The following is a 19,860-nucleotide window of genomic DNA, read 5'->3' as shown; positions in this document are numbered from 1 at the left end:
AAAACGTTTAAAACGACCCGGTTACACACATGAAAACCAGATTGCGATCGCTATTCAAGTACACGTTACTGTTCGCCTGTGCAGGCGCCTTACTGACCATTGCCCATTCCTGTAAGAAAGATCATACTCCCCGGCAGCCTGACCCGGGTCCGGGTGAAGACACCGCACATCATGAAGAAACCTCTCCCTTCTATGGTAAACCACTGACCAAACGTCCGGTAATGGTAGTATACTGGGGAGGCTGCTGCTATGACCGGTCCGGTGTTGGTCCGCTGGATGCCATGCCCGACGGTGTGGACGTTGTGAATATCTTCACACTCGGGATCGGCAGAACCCCGGAAGGTGGATGGGAATTTGAACACAGAGGCGTATCTGGCCAGAATGAATGGAATGATGTACTGACCAAAGCACATGCATTACAGCAACGGGGCATCCGGATCGTGGCGACTTCCTTCGCAGGGTCGTTGGTGAAATTGTCTAAAGCAGCGGCTGACTCTATGGCGAAAGTTGTAAATGACTCACTCACTTTATGGAAACTGGATGGTGTAGACCTCGACCTGGAATATAGCACTGGCAGATCTGCCGTAATAGACAGTGGCATCATTGCATTGAGTAAGTATGCTGGCCCCGCGTCTAATACCGGCAGGATCTTATCAGTAGTGGATTACAATAGCTATAACGCTGCGCAGATCAAACGTTCCAGGCAATACCTGGATTATGTACAGACGATGTCCTACTGGAATAAAGCCGCACAGGTGAGAAGTATTATCAAATCATATAGCGATGCTATCGGTCATCCGCAGAACGTACTGATCGGTGTAGGGGCCGGTTGCGCGATCACTGCCGGTCAGCAGACGCCTGCCGGCGAGGAGTTAAAAATAGCAGATACACTAAGAACGTCCTTTGCTGGAAGTGGTATGATGGAGTTTATATTCGGGTGTAGTTATCATAACAAAGATCAGAGCGGGAATATTACGAAGGATGTCAGTTATACGACGAACATTATCAGCAGATTAAAGCAACCCTGACAGGTAAAGGCCGTGCGCTTACCGCGTGCGGCCTTTGGTCGTCATGCAGGTAATGCCACATCTCATCTTCAGTGCAACCAGACCAATTTACACATGCACCGCCGCCGCCCGGACACATTATTGCCGTACCTTTGCGCCATGGATTATTTTAAAAAGCTGCTTGAGTTACTGAAGATTGAGCGGGAAGATGACAGAAAAGCATACCAGGAGATGGCCGCATCCACCTCTGTAGCCGAACGCAGGGCGAATGGACTCAGTTGGTACCCTATCGCCATCAGGGGCTCTGAAATGAGCCGCGGCGACTATCTTACCGTTGAAGTAGAGCGCACTACCCACCAGGATATTGTACACCAGCTACGCTTTGGCGTCTCAGCAGTCCTTTTTTCAAACCATGATCCAAAAACTGACCGGGTAGAAGGTACGATCACCTACCAGGGCGGTAACAGACTGAAAATCACCCTACGCACAGATGAACTGCCTGAGTGGGCCAGCAACGGGAAACTGGGCATAGACGTACTGTTTGATGACAACAGCTATGATGAGATGCAAAGTGCACTCAAACAGGCGGATGCGATCGCAGACAAGGGCGGGAACGATCACCTGATCAGGATCCTCACCGGAGAAAAATCACCCACTTTTCAGGATAACCTCCCTCCCATCACCATTCCCCGACTGAATGAATCGCAGCAGGCGGCGGTGAACAGAATACTGGCTGCCAATGAGCTGGCCATTGTACACGGCCCTCCCGGTACCGGTAAAACAACCACACTCGTACAGGCTATTAAAGCCCTGATCAAACAGGACCATCAGCAGATCCTGGTTGTAGCACCCAGTAATACTGCTGTGGACCTGCTCAGCGAAAAGCTCTCTGACGAAGGACTGAACGTTCTCCGCGTCGGCAACCCTGCCCGTGTGTCCGAGAAACTGTCTTCCCTTACGCTGGATGCCCGCATGGCTGAGCACAACAGCATGAAGGAGATCAAACGACTGAAAAAGCAGGCGAATGAGTTCCGGGATATGGCGCATAAATACAAACGTAATTTTGGTAAGGCAGAACGCGATCAGCGGAAAGCACTGTTTGATGAAGCCCGCAACATCATGAAACAGGTCGAGAACACCGAACAATATATCATGGATGACCTGGTAGCAAAAGCCCAGGTGATCACTGCCACGCTGGTGGGCGCCAATCACTATACCGTGCGTCACCTGAAATACCACACCATCGTTATCGATGAAGCAGGACAGGCACTGGAACCGGCCTGCTGGATCCCTATCCTCAAGGCACAGAAGGTCATCCTGGCCGGCGATCACTGTCAGCTGTCACCTACCGTAAAATCAGAAGAAGCAGCCAGGAAAGGACTAAGCACGACATTGCTGGAAAAATGTACTGCCCGGCATCCGGAAGCAGTGGTACTGCTGGAAGAACAATACCGTATGCATGAAATGATCATGGGCTATTCTTCCGCTGTTTTCTATGAAGATAAACTCAGGGCACATGCATCAGTAGCGGCACATACGCTCTTCCAGGATGATATGCCATTGTCATTCGTCGACACAGCGGGTTGCGGATTCGATGAAAAAACAGAAGGTACCAGTACCACCAATCCGGAAGAAGCGGCGTTCCTCTTCAAACACCTGAGACAGTTCGTCACCGGCCTGCATACCCACTATCAGCCACAACACTTCCCTTCCATTGCTATCATCTCGCCTTACAAACAACAGATACACATCCTCAAGGAACAACTGCTGTCCGTACCTGAACTCCAGCCATATGGCGATAAGATATCAGTCAATACGATCGATAGTTTCCAGGGGCAGGAAAGAGACATCGTCTATATCAGTATGACCAGAAGTAATAACGATAACAAGATCGGGTTCCTGTCAGACATCAGACGTATGAATGTAGCGATGACAAGGGCACGAAAGAAGCTGGTGATCATAGGTGACAGCGCCACACTCTCCCAATTGCCTTTCTATGCTGGGTTTATCGCTTATGCAGAGCAGCAAAACGCCTACCAGAGCGCATGGGAATTTATGGAAAATTAAATGCATATATTTGATACCTTAGCACTAAGAAATCATATCCTACAACATTGAACCTATGAAAACGAGCACGCTATTCTGTCTGTTTACACTCCTGCAGGCTTTTGCCTTTGCGCAGTTTAAAACTGTCGCAGAAACCCCTTTATTTAAGGAGCCTGAATCCGGCTTTGCGAAACTCCTGCAACTAAAGAACGGGAATACCGTGGTTGTAAGGCTGAGTAACAGAAGCGGTATCAATCTGACCTTCTATGACGCACAGCACAAACTGGCAGTGAACAAACACCATGACCCTGTATTCGAGAAACTGAAGGGCGCACGCGTCAACGCCATCTTTGAAACAGAAGGTTCTATTGTGATCATGGTCAGCGAAATAGAAGACAGGACCCCCTACCTTTACAGACTGGTATTTGACGGTACGACCGGCAATCTCGAAAGAGAAGAAAAGATCGCGGAAGCCGACAAGTACCGCTTCATGGATGTACGCTGGATACCGGAGTTCGACCCGGTGAACTCCTTTGACGTGACAAAAGACCCTCACAGTGATAGCTATGCTGTCTTTATCCGCCGGGATAAAAATGAATTTGCCGATAAGAACCAGATGGAAGTGGTCCTTTACAATGGGCGCCATCAGGAAACAGGCAGGGCATTCTATCAGCCTCCCTACAAGTATGCATCCCTTAACTACCTGGATATGGCCGTTATCGCCGATGACAGGGTCTGTATCCTTGGCTTTGCCTATAACCAGATCGCTACCAGCGACCGGGAAGGACAACTTGTACTGCTGACACTTCCCAAAGATGCCAGAAAAATGAAAGCGGAACTCCTGGAAATGCCGGATAACCGTATTCCGGACAGTGCCATCGTCAGGTATAATCCGATCACTAATAAACTCATGCTGCTGGGTACTTCTCATACCGAAGATACCGACCCTCAGCCTTATAGTGGTTTCCTGGCCATTATCGACCCTTTTACGGGCAAAACAGACCAGTTCCTTGATATCTATCCAAAGGCTGCAGATACGGAGAAAAAAAAGCTCTATAATAACAAAGAAGCATATACCGGTTTACCACAGGACCTGATGATCCATCAGGATGGCGGTTTTTCCATTATCTACGAAGAACTGATCACTGAAAAACACACACCGCTGAATGCACAGGCGTATACCTACTACCAGCTGAACAATGTGGCTGTCAGTAATTTTGATGTCAATGGTGAATTACTGTCAACAAACTTCATCCCTAAAAAACAATACCTGAAGAACACCGCCTACCACTCTTTCTACCTGGCACACCGGAAACACTCTGCACAACAGTTTATCATGGGTGACCAGTATCGCTCATTTGCCTACCTGAGCACCGGTTATAAATCCTATGTGCTGATGAACGATCTGGCGCAGAACGCCAGTCCGAAGAATGGTACCATTGCGCAGCTCTCCTCTCCATACAGCGGACAGGCGTACCTGTTTCCAATGGATAGTGCTGTACCTGAACGTAAGCCGTTCTTTGGTCAGCTGAAAAAAGAAGAGACGAATGCGCTGTCCGTTTTCAACATCGCTGATTACAACGATGAACAAAAACTGTATGTGACATTAAAGCTGGAAGTCAATGGCCGGAACAGGAACGCAAGGATCGTGTGGCTGACACCGGAAGAATAAAAAAAAGGCTAAAGCAGGAATACTCCAGCCACTACTAAACCTACAACTGTTTACATTACACTGTATGTAACATAAGTTACTGTCTTATCACGACAGGGGGTGTGTAACAATATGGAAGGCGCGTTACTGTCAGGCGCTTTTACAATAGCAAATTTACGAACTGTCCGGTCACCAGACTTGTACATAACAAAGCATTACTGGTACAATTCAAATATTCCGGCGTTTTGCCGGCTATAAAAAAGGCTCCACCTTACCGGGTGGAGCCTTTTTGTTATTCATTCAGGTAGTATCAGCTATAACGGTCGTTCCTCCACGGATAAGCCGTATCAGAATATCCCCGTTCTTCCCAGAAGCCCAGTTTATTCTGCGTCAGAAATTCGATCCTGCGGATCCATTTAGACCCTTTCCAGGCATACAGCTGTGGTGTGATCATCCTTACCGGCCCACCATGCTCTCTGGGCAGCGGCGCGCCTTCTACCGTGTGTGCCAGTAATACATCCGGCTTCAGGGCTTCCTCCAGCGATACGTTGGTGGTATAATCGTCATATCCGTAACACAGGATGTGCGTGGCATTCTCCTTCGGCTGTGCCAGCGCCGCCAGGTCCAGCAGGCGTACACCTTTCCAGTTCATGTCCAGTTTAGACCAGGTAGTTACACAGTGAAAGTCGGAAGTATCTTCCGTCTGCGGCAACGCCATGAACTCGTCCCAGGTCAGCTCGACAGGATGTTCAACAGCCCCGTCTATCGTCAGGCGCCATTCTTCATGGGAGATCTCCGGTTCTATACCCAGGTCCAGTACCGGCCACTTACGGGTCAGTACCTGTCCGACCGGCACCACCGGCATTCCATGGCGATTAGGCCGGCCACTGCCCATTGGCTTATCATCCGCCATGGACGGGGTCTGGCTCATTTTGTCCTCAAAGCGGGCCTTGAGTTTCATACGGGCTTCTACTACCCTTCTGAGCTTTTCTGATTCTTCCATACTATGAAGGTAGGAATTATTAAAAAACCAGTAGATATGAATATCAAATTATCCGCCTGAACAGTAACATGATCACCAGACAGCAAGTCCCTGAATAGCTAACCGTAGAAAATACCGAGGAAAAAATACCCGTCCTGAAAGGTGCCTGTCTGCATAACAAAATGTCCCTTCCGAAAACTGCCAGCGATAACCCTTTCAGTTACAATTCAATTGCAGTGAAAACAAGTAAACTTGTTTTACAGTGGAGCAGTTTTTGTGATATCCGTACAGGCGAGCTGCCGGGCTGTTCTGCCAGCGCATTGGATTATGGTGGTTCGACAGCTGGTGGATAGCTATAAATAACATAAATTTGATACTGTACTCAACCCTTGCTGATGTTATTGACTTCCTCCTATGAACTAAAGACAGCATTTGCCTATGCCAGGAGTTTCAGCCTGGAGAGGAAGCTTTATTACATAGATAGCCAGATGATATTGCTGGGTATCCTGGACTCATATGCCAACGATATTGCAATAGAAACAGCCGACAGAGAGAAGATGGTCCAGTGGCTACACGCACTGGACTGGGAGCAACGCCCGGGCGCCCCTGTCCCCACAGGAAATAAGCCCAAAGTACCCATTATGACAGAAGCGGAAAGGATGCTGGAAAATGCGACCTATTATCAGAAGAAACTGGGAGATGAACAACTGCATCCGCAGCATATCATCCTCTCGTTACTGAGTATTGAGAACCGCTGCCAGTATAAGTTTAAGTCACTGGGTATCATCTTCGAGACTTACCTCGAACAGATCCTTTTATTAAGAAAGAGTAAAGCCGACGTTCCTTTCCGGAGCCCTAAGATCAAGACGACCTACATCACTTTATTTCACCCGCTCATACAGTTGTTCTATGGGGCGCGGCAGAAGAAGGTGGCCGTGGAACGCTACTTCAGGGACGCACAAACGCTGTTACAATACAATGATATTCATAAGTGCCGCATGCTGTGTCAGCTGGTACTGCAAATGCAACCTGATCATGTAAATGCACTCTGGTTATCAGGTGTAACCTGGAGGGTGGAACGTAATTTTCAGAAGGCATTACCTTTCTATGAAAAGGTACACAAGAAGCATCCGCATCACACCGGGGTACTGGCTGAATTAGCGCATTGCTACAGTGAAATGGGCAATCATGAGTGGGCGCATCAGCTGTATGCACATGCCTTGTCGCTGAATCCGGGTTCTTCCGAACTACTGAACAGTCTTGGGTTTGAATGTATCAAACTGGAGTTGTACGTGGAAGCGATCTCTTATTTTGATCAGGCCATCGCGTATGACGTGGAATGTGCCTATGCCTATAACAACAAAGGCTATGTACTGATGCATCTCGGTTTCCCGGCAGCAGCCAGAGAACTGATAGACAAATCATTACAGATCAATAAAGGGAATGCCTATGCGTACAGGAACCTGGCATTATTAGCCCTGAAGGATCAGGATGAGGAGACGGCCAGGGAAATGCTTTACAAGGCGCAACGCTTCCACTTCAAACGTAATTATGGTAATGAAGTGGAAGAGTTACTGCAGCGCCTCGGACATCAGAAAACTACTTCGTGATAGTCGTATAGAATTTTGTGATCCTTTCGTTATATGCGACACTTTTCATCAGCACCAGTCTGTATAAACCGATACCAACAGCAGCACAGGTAATGCCTGCCAATACATCCAGCACATAGTGATGGCTGGTATAAACAGCGGCAAACCAGATACCCAGTGCGATCACACCAAATATAGTTGTAAAGAACAGGTTGGTCGTCTTTCTTGCATAGAAGAACACGATCAGCGGATAGGCAGAATGCAGGGAAGGCATGGCCGCGAATACATTCGACCCTTTCGCATACAATGATCCGAACACATTCACATTCAGCGCTGTATCAAATCGTAACAATCCGGCAGCATTACTGGCGGTATTGGCAATGAAATCAAATCCGTGTACCTGTACATACCATGGTGGCGCCGCAGGAAAGGTATAATATACAATATACCCTACCCAGTTCACCAGAATGAATGTCAGTGCGAAATGGATAAACTGTAACCTGTCGGTATAGAAAAGATATGCCGCAAATGCCAGCGGTACCGGCACCCAGCACAGGTAGAACGCCCCAGTCAGTACATCCAGCCATTCATGGGTATTATGCAGCCAGTATTCATTAGGCGTCATTCTCACACCGTTCACCATGGTACCAAACCATGCCTTTTCGGTCTCGTAAATATCCTGTATGTGAACAGGTCCCGTCAGATAGTTGGGGAATGCCTTCATGTAGTCAAACACGATCCAGTAGAAAATAAAGATCGAGAAGCCTAATATAAACCGGCGGGTAGGCCGGGAAGCGTAATAACAGCCATTAAAAATCGCCATCAGCCATAGCTGATCCGTCTTAAAGCCAACCAGCCACGCGGACAGCAGCAGATAAGCAATGCTGACACAGGTAGTGATCAGCAGGTGCCGCTTATCAAACAGGTTAGTGGCTGATCCGGCAGGAACAGGTGCGTCCATCTTAATCTCACTTTTGAAAATCAGACCTGAAGATTTTATCCCAGAAGGAAGAGCTTACGCCATATCCCCTGTTAGCATCGGCATAGTGATGCATCATGTGGTGTTTCTTTAACTTCTTCCAGAATCTGGCTTTGAAATTGAAATGGTGCAGGGCATAATGGGAGATATCATAGAAAAGATATCCGGCAATAAAGCCTGCGAAAAAACCGTAGAAATATACTTCAGGTATAAAACTCTTAAACAGAAAATAAAAGCCTGTTGCCAGCGGAATGCTCACGGATGGTGGCAGTACCAGGCGCAGCGCATCATTCGGATAATCATGGTGTACACCATGGAAGATAAAGTGCAGTCTCAGGCCCCATTTGGAAGCAGGTACAAAATGGAATACAAAACGATGCATGACGTACTCTACAAATGACCATACAAAGAGACCGGCTAAAACGGTCAATGCCCAGATAAGAAAACCGGACTTTACTTCAGCCAGGGCCATCCAGCAGCACCAGGCAATAACAGGAATGTATAAAAACAGCGGAACGCTGAAATGAACTTTGGATAATTTTTCCAGCAGTCCGCTCTTGAACATAGGAACAGACTCAGGAGAGTTGGAAACGTAATTCTTATTACTCATTCGTCGTGAATTTAACAATCAACTAGGGCTTGAATTGCTCTTTGATCTCTTTACCAGTCGCGGGATCGATCCCTTTCATTTCAATATAAACAACATTCGGGAACCAGAACGTTCCTCCTTCGATCTGAAGATATATTCTGTTCAGCTGGGCCATCACAGTACCGATCTGTGTGTAGATGTGATATTCCCCCTGCGCAGATTTCATCAGGTATAGCTTCTTTTTGTCATAGGCTACTGAACGCAGTTCGTATTTGTCTTTAGACAGTTGCTTTATCTTTAGACCGTATGCAAATTTACGTTGTATATAGTTTAATCCCTTCTTTTCACTGTTCTCTGTGTACCTGATCCAGTAAATGTTCACCGGATCGGATTCATCCAGGGAACCATCCTTCCTGATATTCAGGTCATAAACGATGGTGTTGGCGTTCGGCGTACGCTGCATGTAGAACATCATATTCGGGATACCTGTAGGTACCGGAAATACGGGTTCTTTTCCCTGCGGAGCGGCCATGGCCATAGCAGGCAGTACCATCAGCAGCAGGGCGATCACGGGCGTAGTGGTCGCACTTCTGATCACACGGGTCACCTGGTCCTGTTTGTCGATCGCCTTCTTTGCATCCAGTATACGGCCTACCGCTGTAATATTTGTCATGATGGCCATGATGAACAGCGGGAAGGTGAAGATGGAGATCGTCTCGAATACATGGAACGGGATACCCGGAACATATAGTTTATAATCACCGCCAATAAAATGGGAAGTGATACCACAGGCGATGGCGGACACAGAAATGATGATGATCCTTTCCGGGCGCTGCATTAACCCGCCTTTACACTCGATACCCAGGCCTTCTGCACGGGCTCTTGTATAACTCACCATCATAGAACCGATGAGCGCGATGAACGCGAATATAGAGCTCAGGAAATAATGATGTCCGATCAGGTAGTAACAGATACCGAGGAACAGTACCATTTCACTGTAACGGTCCAGTACGGAATCGAACAGTGCACCAAAGCGGGAACCCATGTTTCCCAGACGGGCCACCTGGCCGTCCAGCATATCAAACAATCCCGCAAAAAGGATCAGGCCACCGGCCCATCCTACATATGACAGGTCTCCCCTGTTCCCTTCTTCCACTCCTGTCACAAAAATCACCACCACACCAATATTGAGCAGGAAGCCTATGAGTGTGACAGCATTAGGTGTCAGGCCCATTTTGATCAGCCCTTTCACGAAAGGATTGATCACTACATAAATTGCCTGCTGTAGCTTATCTCTGAATCGTTTTGCCATGACTTACGATTTGAAAACATCAATTAAAAATCAAATCTGACCCTTCCTCTGATACCCCAGTTGGAAATGAGAGGATTGTCCAGATAAGTAAACCTCTTTACCAGGTCAAGCCTGAGTAATTTGAATATATTGCCGACACCAACACTACCTTCCACATATGGCTCACGGCCCAGTGTATAGGTGATCGGTGTTCCGTCCGCATAATTAGAGAACTGTATCTTCGAAGGATCCTGTCTTGGATCATTCTGCCTGCTCAGGCCACCATACAATACCTTCACAGCTGCTACCTCACGTAATTTCAACCGGCGAAGCAAAGGTATCTTATTGAAAATAAAACCATTAAAGTTATGGTCAATGTTGATGCCTGCGTAACGGTCACTCACGAACTCCAGGAAGTTCATCAGGTTATACGATTGCAGCTGATAAGCATATGACTGGTTCGCTCTATGGATCGTCAGCAACGGATAAGGCACTTTTCCGAAAATCATGCCACCTTCTACCACCACTTCACTATACCCCAGCTGCGAAAGGTAGACCATCTTGTAAATATTCAGGGAAATGTTCTGGTAGTTATACCCACTGTTGGCCAGTCCTTTTACACCTGCGATGGCTCTGAATGTAAAAATAGGATATTTATTAGGGATGGGAATCCTGAAGTTCTTACCCTGGTAGAACTCTTCGTGTGGCGCCCAGCGGAATTCCAGTGAGAATTCGGCCGTGGTGATCTTCTTTACACTGTCAGCGATATTGGTGCCTTTATAGTAAGACAGCGTGCCTGCCGGTGTCTGCGCCCAGTGTTTGAAACCCAGCTGGAAAGAAGAGTGGTTGGTAAACTCATGGAGGTAATACAACCGGTAAATGTCGTTGTACAGCCATTTGTCGTTATTACCACGTTTGAAGGACAACAGGAAGTTATCTTCCTGTACGAACTGCAGCTCCTGACCAGGGATCTTGGTATCGTGCTGGTAACTTGCTTTCAGGGCGCGTACCGGCCAGTCGTAAATAGACTTATGGTTAAAGGCGTAGGAGCCTCCGAAGTAGTATTTGAATTTCTGGTCTTTGAAACCGTAGGCGGTGTAGCCTTCCAGGTAAAGACTCTTATTGAATTTAGGTGTGGTCCTTCCACCCAGACGCAGACGGAAACCTTCCACCGGATTGAAGTTATAGAACGTATTTACCGGGCCGATCTCAAATTTAGGTCCTACCGACTTCCATCCTGCCAGCAGCAGGGTAAGGATATCCATCGTACGCTTGAAGGACTTCATGTTCTGCAGGCTGTCGATGTTCTGGTATACCTTTGATTCGGCAGCAGTCAGTGGATCATGCCTGTTAGCCATCCAGAAACTGTCTGGTTGCTGCACCTGGTTCTCATCTTCCACAATAGAGCTGCCCTCGTAGAAAGTTGACGGCATGGGTCTGTTGATCTCCATATTCCTGATGGAGACGGTACGCTCACCATACAGGCCACTGCTGCCCTTAAACAGACCAAAGTCTGCCATCAGGGTGTTCTTGTTCATGAAATACCGTCCGTCAGCTGACTTTTCAAAGTCCATGTACAGGTGGAAATCACGTATGAAGTTCAGGTTGATCTCCTTGTTTGCCGTCATATCCGCTTTCTGGATGGCGTAGTTACCGTCCAGGGTGATGTACAGTTTACCTTCCAGCAACCTGTCCATCTTGTTTCTCGGATAGAATTCCAGCACGATCAGTTTGGAGCTGTCGGCCGTCACGATCGTATCTGCGATATAGTACCGGTAGAAGGTCGGGCCGGCGTTGGCGATCGGGCTGAGGAACTGGTTGGTGAACAACATCATGTTGTTATCATAGATATCTACGTTCTGGTAGATATGGTTCAGATAAGCACTCAGACCACGGTTATCAATATAGTTCTCAAAGCTGACCTTTTTATCGGCTTTGATGATTGTTTTCTTCTTTTCAGGGTCCTTCCGGAAGTATACGTCAGCGAGTTTTTCTTCCAGGTACATGGGGAGCAGTGAGCGGCCCGCCATTTTAGTGGTATCTTGGTTCTCGAAAACGAATTTATACTTACGGGTGAACCGGCTGTTCTGCACTTTCTCAGAGAGATTGCTGAGTGCAAATTCCAGTTTCTCGTACTGGTTATAATTGGCGTAGTCATAGTGGTCCATCCTGTTCTTTGATTTATTATCAATGACCAGTCGGATCAACTCTACAGCCGGGTTATCCTTGTTACGGTACCTTTCTTTCTTACGCTTTACAACGAACTCGTTGAGTGTTTTGGCACTACTTTCAAGCACGATGTTCCTTGTCTGCTCTTTTCCATTTTGTATGCGTATGGTAACCGCTTTATATCCCATCAGGGAATAGCGGATACTATCTTTTGGGCTGGCAAACTGTAATTCGTAGCGACCTGCGGCATCCGTCGAGATACCGAAAGACGTACCGGGCACAAACACGCTTACAAATGGCATCGGGGTGCCTGATTTATCTGTAACCAGTCCCTTTACTGTCGTTGTCTGTGCAAATACTGAACTAAAGCCAAGCGTAAGCAATAACAAAAGACCTAAACTAATATTTTTACTACCATTCATCTAACTAACATCATTTAAATACGAATCGCTTCTGCATTATATAACTGTAAGTAAAACCAACCAGCAGCGAAACTGACAATTTTACCATGGAAAGCCGCACGATCTCCTCTTTCGTTTCAGCACCGTGCCATCCTGTAAAATGCAGTATCAACCAAATTCCTGCTGTATTTAGCAGCATATTGCCCACCCAGGTGATACCATAGCGAAATGCCTGCCCTCCTATTGCTCCTTTCTCCCTGTTAAAGACCCACTGCCTGTTGATCAGGAAATTAGCAACACCACCAGCGAAGGCGCCGTACATATTCTTATCGGCGGACCATGCTCCGGCGAAGGAGGACAACATCAGTACAACGATGTAGTCAACCCCGGTTGCTATCAGTGAGGAGGCCTGGGCCTTTAAAAATTTAACCATCCTGTCCAGACGTTACTACTGTGATATACGATCTGTAGTAACAGGTTTGTATAAATTCCTGCTACCACATCATCCATCATAACCCCCCAGCCACCGTTCATTTGTTCCGTGCGGCGTATCATTAATGGCTTACGGATATCGAAGAACCTGAATAATACGAGTCCGGCCAGTACGTAAAAAGGGGTGACTGGCAAAAACAGCAGACTGACACACATACCGGACACTTCATCTATCACTACTTTCTTATCATCTTTGCCCCAGTATGGTTCTACTTCGTTGCCGGACCAAACGCCGAGCAGGGTGACCACGATGGTAAATACCAGCGGCCATAAACCTGCAATTTGAGTTGCACTACCAGCCAGTGCAAGGTACCAGCAAAGGGCAGTCACAGCCGCAGCGACTGTTCCCCCACCTTTACCGATGTAGCCTATACCCAGGCTGGTAGCGTATAATTTGTGAATCCGGATCATCCTTCGTTTAAAATATCTTCATAATAATCCAGACCGAGGTGCGTGATCAGATCTTCACCCATCAGGTAACGCAGTGTGTTCTGCAGTTTGATGAGCTGTTTGAAGATGTCATGCTCAGGACGCAGCCCCGGAGCTGTTTGCGGAGATTTGAGATAGAATGACAGCCATTCCTGTATACCGCTCATGCCTGCGCGTTTAGCGAAGTCCATGAATAATGCGAGGTCCAGTACGATTGGCGCAGCGAGGATAGAGTCACGGCAGAGGAAGTTGATCTTGATCTGCATTTTATAACCCATCCAGCCGACGATGTCAATGTTATCCCAGCTTTCTTTATTGTCCTTGCGCGGAGGATAATAGTTGATCCTGATCTTGTGGTACATGTCACCATACAGTTCAGGATTTTCTTCCGGCAGCAGGATGTCTTCCAGTACACCCAGTTTAGACACTTCTTTGGTTTTGAAGTTATCCGGGTCGTCCAGTACCCAGCCATCACGGTTACCCAGGATGTTGGTAGAGAACCAGCCTTCCATACCCAGTGCGCGGGCGGTCAAACCAGGAGCCAGGATTGTCTTCATCAGGGTCTGGCCTGTTTTGAAATCTTTACCTGCGATCGGGGTCCTGGTCTTTTTAGCCAGTTCGATCATCGCAGGGATGTCGCAGGTCAGGTTAGGCGCACCGTTTGCGAAAGGAACGCCCAGGGTCAGTGCTGCATAAGCATAGATCATGCTTGGCGCGATACGCGGGTCGTTATCTTTCAGACCTTGTTCGAAAGCAGCGAGGGACTGGTGTACATCTGCTACTTCGTGGAAGATCTCGGTAGAGCCGCACCATACCATTACAACACGGTCACAGCCTTTTTCTTTCTGGAAATTTTTAATATCTTCAATTACGGCCTGCGCGAGGTCATAACGGGTGTTATAATCCTTAACGTGCGTGCCATCAAGGTTTTTAACAAAGTTTTTATCGAAAGCGGCCTTCATTGGAACAATAGATTCCAGTTGAGGTCTGATCGCTTCCAGCTGGAATCTGTCCAGCACTTCTGCTTTTACAGCTGCTGTGTATACGTTGTCTTCGTATACATCCCAGCCACCAAATACCAGGTCATTAAGACTTGCCAGCGGAACGAAGTCTTTAATGAGGGGGTTCCTGTTGTCCGTTCTTTTGCCTAAGCGGATGTGTCCCATCTGGGCTACAGAGCCGATTGGCATAGCTAATCCTTTCTTAACTGCTTCGACCCCGGCGATGAAAGTTGTGGCCACCGCGCCAAGGCCAGGCATCAAAACACCGAGCTTACCTTTTGCTTCTTTAATTTGATGTTTCATAACAATTGTTAGACTTTATTTTCTGTTTTAATCTAAAACCACTTATTCGCTGCGTACCAGTCCAACGTCTCCTGCATACCTTTTCTGAGATCGTATACAGGGCGATAGCCCAGTTCCCTTTTGAGTCTATCTATGTTACAATTCCAGTTTGCCGCTGTCAGTTCGTTGAGTTTATCTTTGTTCAGGAGGGGAGCGCCACGACTCACCTTTTCTGAAATAGCGGCTACGATCTTAATAACAGGCAGAGGCAGATGGATCCGGATTGTGCGCAGCTTCAGGTAATCTTTAATAATGCTGGCCAGTTCATAACGGTCATAACTGTTTCCGTCCGAAATGTTATAGGCGACGCCTGTCACCGGTGCTTCGAGCGCGAGCATTGCTGCTGCGGCGAGATCTTTCACATACACAAAACTCAGCCACTGGGCACCAGTGCCCATATAAGGTTCCAAACCCCGTCTGAATGTTTTGAACAATACGAAAAGGTCTCTCTCTCTTGGCCCGTAAACTGCGGTGGGCCTTAATATAACCCAGGGTACATCCGAAATAGCACCCAGGTATTCTTCAGCCAGTAATTTGCTCTTTCCATAGCTGGTAACCGGTTGGGGCGTTACCTTGTCCGGTACAGGCCAGCTGGCTTCATATGCGATGGGGCCTACGGCGGCCAGGCTGCTGATAAATAAAAACTTCTTGAGGGGTATGCCTGCTTCTCTGACGGCCAACGCCAGGTTTTGGGTATACCCTGCATTTACCCTGTTATATTCGTCTAAAGACCTTGCTTTTGTTATTCCTGCACCATGAATGATATAATCAAACCGGTGTTCTTTCATTATTGCTGTCAGCGATTCCTTACTACCGAAATCAGGATAAACATAATTTACCTGTAAATGGTTCAGGTGGGAGACATTACTTGATGCACGAACTGCCGCATACACTTCCATTCCTGCATTCAAGGCTGCCTCCACCAGATGAAATCCCACAAAACCGCTGGCACCTGTTATCAGTACGCGAGGTTTCATATCTCTTTTTCGTAAATCCTGTATTTTCTGTACGGATCTGCATTGATGCTTAACATCGCTGCATTCATCATTTCATTTGTCTCCAGAATCCATGAGCCTTCCCCATACGCCACATTCTTCTCACGGCCCGTTTTCATGAGTTCACCGTATAAACAGCCGTCGATACCCAGTTTACGGTAAGGTTCCAGTACACCAAGCGTGAGCACTCTCACTGCGTTGATCTTCTTTTTACCCAGCAGTAACTTGAATATGCCGGTTGGTAACAGGCGGCCTCTTTTTATCTTGATCAGGATCTGATTCAGATCAGGAATAGCGAGGGCGAAACCTATTGCCTTTCCTGCTTCTTCAGCGATGATACAGAAGTCGGGGTCCAGTATCAGTTTCAGGTCCTTGGCGAGGTACTCAAATTCCTTTGCGGTCATTGGTACGAAGCCGAGGTTTTTATCCCATGCGCTGTTATAGATCGCGTGTATCTTTTTCACTTCCTCGTCAAAGTTCCTGACGTTCACTTTACGGAAAGTGATGTTACGTCTTGCCAACCTTTCCTGCAGTACTTCCATGATCCTGTAAGGACGATCGTTCATGTACTGCGGAATGATCTTATAAGCGAGCAGGGATACATTTTCATGTAAACCTGCTCCTTCAATCAGTTTGCTGTAGTATGGAGGATTATAGGGCATCATGACTACCGGCGGACCGTCAAATCCTTCTATCAGCAGACCACAGGTCTCATTGGTAGAAAAATTCACAGGGCCGATCATGGTGCTCAGCTTACGTTCCTTCAGCCACGCAGTAGCCGTCTGAAACAAAGCCTGACTTACTTCGTGGTCATTGATAGATTCAAAGAAGCCGAAGAAGCCGTCGTTCTTTTTATTAAAAGCGTTGTGATTTGTATTATCTATGGCTGCAATCCTCCCTACAATCCTGTTCCCCTTAAAGGCAAGGAATGCCTGCAGGCTGGAGTGTTCATAAAAGGGATGCTTCCCGGGACTCAGCAGATCACGCTGAGCGATGAACAGCTCAGGAACGTAATTCTTATCATCCTTGTAAAGATCATGTGGAAAATCAATAAACTGTGCCAGCTGCTTTTTGGTGGTAACGGGTATAACCGTCACTGCCGGGCTGCTACCTGACACCGGAGCATGTACCGTCTGCTGAGAGGTCTGCAAAGTTTCCATTTATATTTTTTGCTTTAAGGGTATACCCGCCTGTGTAAACACCTCCGTCAGTTTATCGATCGCGGTGTCTATCTGCGCAAATGTATGTGTTGACATCAGCGAGAAACGGATCAAAGTAGCATCTGGCTGTACAGCCGGAGGCACTACCGGATTTACGAATACACCCTGGTCCTGCAGCATACGTGTGATACGGAACACCTGTTCTTCATTCCTGATATAGATCGGAATAACCGGTGTTTCAGATACGTGACCAGTATCGAAACCAGCTTCTTTCAGCAGGTTACGGGCATAGTTGGTGTTATCCCACAGGCGCTGAATGTGTTCAGGTTCCTGCTGGATAATATCCAGGGTAGCCAGTACGCTTGCTGCGGCTGCCGGGGTCATGCTCGCACTGAAGATCAGGGAACGTGCCGCGTGCTTCAGGTACTCGATCACTTCTCCGTCACCCGCGATGAATCCACCAAGAGACGCAAAAGACTTACTAAAAGTACCCATGATGACATCAACTTTGTCGGTCAGGTTGAAGTGAGCAGCTGTACCAGCGCCATTCAGACCTACCACGCCCAGTCCATGCGCATCATCCACCATGATATTCGCGCCATAGGTATCAGCCAGGGCTACGATCTCAGGCAGTTTGGCGATATCGCCTTCCATGCTGAACACACCGTCCACCACGATCAGACGTACGGATGATTGCGGCAGGGCAGACAATTTGGCCTCCAGGTCCTCCATATTATTATGGCGGTACTTGATCACCTTGGAAAAGGACAGACGGCTACCATCAATAATAGACGCATGATCCAGTTCATCAAGGATAATGTAATCATTACGGCCGGTCAGGCTCGATAATGCGCCCTGGTTTGCCAGAAATCCTGTACTGAATACAAGAGCGGCTTCTTTGCCTACGTATTCCGCCAGGCGCCGTTCTAACTCCAGATGGAGGTCAAGAGTACCATTCAGGAATCTGGACCCTGCACATCCCGTACCATATTTGTCTATGGCACGTTTGGCCGCCTCTTTTACCATGGGATGATTTGTAAGACCCAGGTAGGAATTTGATCCGAACATTAACACTTTCTTACCGTCAATATCCACCTCAGTGTCCTGAGAAGAAGAGATCGGTCTAAAATAAGGGTAGATCCCTTTTTCCTTAGTAGTGTGAACTCTGGCCAATGAGGCTTCCTTTGCACGTAACAATTTGCTCATCTGATATATCTCTTAAGCTGTTGTATAATCTTGTACTTTCTAATGCGAAAGTATAAGATTATTGTTCTGAAAACGTTTTCAGATCCAAATTTATATATTGAACACTAAAAAATTTGCAGTGAATTTTACGACGGTAAGTTGATCAGTCCCCCGCAAACAAGCAGTGTCTAATAATTATGTCAAGTTACGAATACCATCATACGAAGGTTTCGTAATTTATAACAGTATGCGAGTTGCGGTTTAAACTAATATCTCTTTAGCTACGGGTTGTAACTAACAATAGGTGATAGCGGCGGTCTAACAGTGTACTAGTTGTGGTTTAAGGCTGATTCATACAGCATAATTCATACGGATGAACCGGAATGACGGCACCAAATTAGGAAAAAATTTCAATTAAAAAGCAAAAATCGTGGGGAATCACACCAAAATATTACATATATACAACAAAAGGCTAATTTCAGCATCTTTATTATGACCGGCTCAGCATTTTTGTCAAAATATTAGTAATCAATATATTTAACTTTCATATAAAGAATAATTTGTTTATCTTATACCTCGTAATACAAGGTAATTAAACCATCAGCCTTTACCAGCGTCTACTATATATGTACTCGAAGGAATTACTGAAGGGGACAACCGGGATGATGATGCTGAACCTACTGACCTATACAACCCTCCACAGACGGGCAGCTACAGGCGTCCTGAGCACTGAAATCATCCACATTGGTAAACACCAGCGAAAATATTATTATATAATAACCGCCGGAAAACAAATTCCGGCATCAAAAATGCAGTGGTTAAGCTCGTTCCTTAATTCACTGAACCAGATCTTAGACTTTAAACCGTCAACCTCATGACACCACGCTTTACAAAACAACAGTTCGATATGATCATAGACTACCTGAAAGCCAACTCCATCAATGATCCTGGCCTCCGACAGGAAATAGCCGACCATATCGCCCTTACCGTTGAAATGTATATGAAGCAGGGTGTAGACTTTGACACCGCCTTCCGTACCGCCTGCAGAGACTGGGAAAGAAAAGGTCTGCTGGAGATCAGGCAACATAAAGAAAGCTACGACAGTTATCCGTCATTCCTTACCCCCCTGTTCCTGAACCGGTTACTGCTCTTTGCCGTAGCTGTACTCCTGGCAGGTATCTATATGCGGGAAGAACATCTCCCCTTCCGGACGATCGTTATCATGACCGGAGGCGCCCTGGTAGGTTATATCTACCTCCCCCTCCTCCTGCTCCATAGCCTGGGAGGCATCGCCAATAAAACCCGGCAGATAAGCGGGTTTATCGTACAGTTCGCCCTGCTCCATGCAGGCATCGCTTATATCCTACACTGGGAGATGCAGACATTCCTGGTGGTAACAGCGTTCGTCTTTGCGTTCATCTGGCTGGTGGTGTATGTGATCATACCGTCAATAAAGTCCAAACAATATATATAAGCCGCGTCCGGTACCTACCTCAACTGCATGGCCGTAATGAGCCAGCCAGTTGCCGGACATAGCGGCACCTGTTACGTA

At 47.1% G+C, this 19,860-nt stretch carries 16 protein-coding genes; 5 read left to right on the top strand and 11 right to left on the bottom strand.

The genetic code is table 11. The features are described 5' to 3' along the window. Nucleotides 1-29: 29 nt before the first annotated feature. From GWR21_RS27435 to GWR21_RS27425, 3 genes are all read left to right on the top strand, one after another. On the top strand, nucleotides 30-1,028 hold the full coding sequence (locus GWR21_RS27435; protein WP_162334904.1) for an EndoS/ChiA family endoglycosidase: 999 nt from the start codon (nucleotides 30-32) through the stop codon (nucleotides 1,026-1,028). A 138-nt stretch (nucleotides 1,029-1,166) separates the two neighbouring features. Next, nucleotides 1,167-3,074, top strand: a complete 1,908-nt coding sequence (locus GWR21_RS27430; protein WP_162334903.1) for an AAA domain-containing protein — start codon at nucleotides 1,167-1,169, stop codon at nucleotides 3,072-3,074. 55 nt (nucleotides 3,075-3,129) lie between these two features. Continuing rightward, on the top strand, nucleotides 3,130-4,725 hold the full coding sequence (locus tag GWR21_RS27425; protein ID WP_162334902.1) for a hypothetical protein: 1,596 nt from the start codon (nucleotides 3,130-3,132) through the stop codon (nucleotides 4,723-4,725). Between the two features lie 289 nt (nucleotides 4,726-5,014). On the opposite strand, the gene GWR21_RS27420 is transcribed toward GWR21_RS27425, so the two are convergent. Next, nucleotides 5,015-5,707: a sulfite oxidase-like oxidoreductase gene (locus GWR21_RS27420; protein ID WP_162334901.1), complete on the bottom strand. Its 693-nt coding sequence runs from the start codon at nucleotides 5,705-5,707 to the stop codon at nucleotides 5,015-5,017. A 374-nt stretch (nucleotides 5,708-6,081) separates the two neighbouring features. Here GWR21_RS27420 and GWR21_RS27415 point away from each other — a divergent pair, with 374 nt between their 5' ends. Continuing rightward, nucleotides 6,082-7,296 carry a tetratricopeptide repeat protein gene (locus GWR21_RS27415; RefSeq protein ID WP_162334900.1) on the top strand — a complete coding sequence of 405 codons (1,215 nt, stop codon included), beginning with the start codon at nucleotides 6,082-6,084 and terminating at the stop codon, nucleotides 7,294-7,296. Here the strand turns inward: GWR21_RS27415 and GWR21_RS27410 are convergent. Genes GWR21_RS27410 through spt form a run of 10 tightly spaced genes read right to left on the bottom strand, consistent with a single transcriptional unit; the run spans nucleotide 7,286 to nucleotide 18,329 of the window. Beyond that, on the bottom strand, nucleotides 7,286-8,236 hold the full coding sequence (locus tag GWR21_RS27410; protein WP_162334899.1) for a phosphatase PAP2 family protein: 951 nt from the start codon (nucleotides 8,234-8,236) through the stop codon (nucleotides 7,286-7,288). The genes GWR21_RS27415 and GWR21_RS27410 overlap by 11 nt on opposite strands. 7 nt (nucleotides 8,237-8,243) lie before the next feature. Next, nucleotides 8,244-8,864: a sterol desaturase family protein gene (locus GWR21_RS27405; protein ID WP_162334898.1), complete on the bottom strand. Its 621-nt coding sequence runs from the start codon at nucleotides 8,862-8,864 to the stop codon at nucleotides 8,244-8,246. Between the two features lie 22 nt (nucleotides 8,865-8,886). Next, entirely contained in the window at nucleotides 8,887-10,155 is a 1,269-nt protein-coding gene (locus GWR21_RS27400; RefSeq protein ID WP_162334897.1) for a DUF4833 domain-containing protein, read from the bottom strand. Nucleotides 10,156-10,178: 23 nt separating this feature from the next. Beyond that, a complete protein-coding gene (locus GWR21_RS27395) occupies nucleotides 10,179-12,725 on the bottom strand; it encodes a DUF5686 and carboxypeptidase-like regulatory domain-containing protein (RefSeq protein ID WP_162334896.1) in 2,547 nt (848 codons plus the stop codon). A gap of 10 nt (nucleotides 12,726-12,735) precedes the next feature. Further along, nucleotides 12,736-13,137 (bottom strand): GtrA family protein, encoded by a 402-nt coding sequence (locus tag GWR21_RS27390; RefSeq protein ID WP_162334895.1) that lies wholly within the window; start codon nucleotides 13,135-13,137, stop codon nucleotides 12,736-12,738. Then, nucleotides 13,122-13,607 (bottom strand): phosphatidylglycerophosphatase A family protein, encoded by a 486-nt coding sequence (locus tag GWR21_RS27385; RefSeq protein WP_162334894.1) that lies wholly within the window; start codon nucleotides 13,605-13,607, stop codon nucleotides 13,122-13,124. Before GWR21_RS27385 ends, GWR21_RS27390 begins: the two co-directional genes overlap by 16 nt. After that, nucleotides 13,604-14,929, bottom strand: a complete 1,326-nt coding sequence (locus GWR21_RS27380) for an inositol-3-phosphate synthase (protein WP_162334893.1) — start codon at nucleotides 14,927-14,929, stop codon at nucleotides 13,604-13,606. The genes GWR21_RS27385 and GWR21_RS27380 overlap by 4 nt, the downstream gene beginning before the upstream one ends. Nucleotides 14,930-14,961: 32 nt before the next feature. Further along, nucleotides 14,962-15,945 (bottom strand): NAD-dependent epimerase/dehydratase family protein, encoded by a 984-nt coding sequence (locus GWR21_RS27375; RefSeq protein ID WP_162334892.1) that lies wholly within the window; start codon nucleotides 15,943-15,945, stop codon nucleotides 14,962-14,964. Further along, nucleotides 15,942-17,123 (bottom strand): hypothetical protein, encoded by a 1,182-nt coding sequence (locus tag GWR21_RS27370; protein ID WP_202928997.1) that lies wholly within the window; start codon nucleotides 17,121-17,123, stop codon nucleotides 15,942-15,944. Before GWR21_RS27370 ends, GWR21_RS27375 begins: the two co-directional genes overlap by 4 nt. Continuing rightward, a complete protein-coding gene (spt, locus tag GWR21_RS27365; protein ID WP_162334891.1) occupies nucleotides 17,124-18,329 on the bottom strand; it encodes a serine palmitoyltransferase in 1,206 nt (401 codons plus the stop codon). Nucleotides 18,330-19,182: 853 nt separating this feature from the next. Here spt and GWR21_RS27360 point away from each other — a divergent pair. Continuing rightward, a complete protein-coding gene (locus GWR21_RS27360) occupies nucleotides 19,183-19,782 on the top strand; it encodes a hypothetical protein (protein WP_162334890.1) in 600 nt (199 codons plus the stop codon). Nucleotides 19,783-19,860: the final 78 nt, after the last annotated feature.

This window comes from Chitinophaga agri (assembly GCF_010093065.1).
GTDB classification, from domain to species: domain Bacteria; phylum Bacteroidota; class Bacteroidia; order Chitinophagales; family Chitinophagaceae; genus Chitinophaga; species Chitinophaga agri.
This window is presented reverse-complemented; position numbering and strand designations above follow the sequence as displayed.